This window comes from Tsukamurella sputi (assembly GCF_007858445.1).
GTDB classification, from domain to species: Bacteria; Actinomycetota; Actinomycetes; order Mycobacteriales; family Mycobacteriaceae; genus Tsukamurella; species Tsukamurella sputi.
Genome location: NZ_VIGV01000039.1, coordinates 1 through 732, shown reverse-complemented (window position 1 = coordinate 732; position 732 = coordinate 1). Strand labels below are relative to the sequence as shown.

Genomic DNA, 732 nt, shown 5'->3' with positions numbered 1-732 from the left:
GCCCCCGGGGGGATTTGTTCCGCCGGCACCCGCGGTGCCGCCTGCCGCGACGACGCTCCTGACCCCCGGGGCACCGGGGAGGCCACTGATCGCCGATGAGTTCGTGGTGCCGCGTCCCTTGCCGCCCCGCCCGCCGTCGCCTGCGATCGAGGTGGATGGGGCGAATCCCATCGAACCGATCGCCATGTTGCCTTCGCCGCGAACGGTCGACATCAGTGCGCCGAAGGCGACTTCGCCGCCGTTGACGCCGATCGTGCAGTTGACCGTGGCGGGGATTTCCGACGGATCGAATGACCGGGCGGCGAACCCGCCGCCCTGGCCGCCCGGCGATTCCCCGGTTCCGTACACACCGTCGAGGAACTGCAGGATGGTGGTCGACCCGCTGGCCCCGTTCTGCCCGGACCCGATGGCGACGGCAGCTAGTTCGGTGAGGCGATCGGGTCTGGTCCATGTGACATTCGACGTGATTGTGTCGACGGTGTACCCAGCCGCGATGGCGGTCTTGATCGCCTGCATGGTGTCGTACACGCCGCCGGTGCTCGACCCCGTCCCGGTCCAGCCGTCGACGACGTCCTGCGCGGTCTGCTCCGCCGTCTCCTGCGCCGTGACCGCTCGGTCGTTCAGACCGCCGATCTCCGCGATGATGTCCGCGAGCGTGCCGCCGACAATCGGGATACCGCGGATCGCACGGAGGATCGCGTCCACCAAGTCCTGCACGAAGTCGTCGATCCC

The 732-nt window shown here is 69.1% G+C and carries 1 pseudogene; it reads right to left on the bottom strand.

Features of this window, described 5'->3' with window-relative positions:
• Positions 1-732 (bottom strand): annotated as a pseudogene (locus FK268_RS24400) (hypothetical protein); the annotation flags it as partial.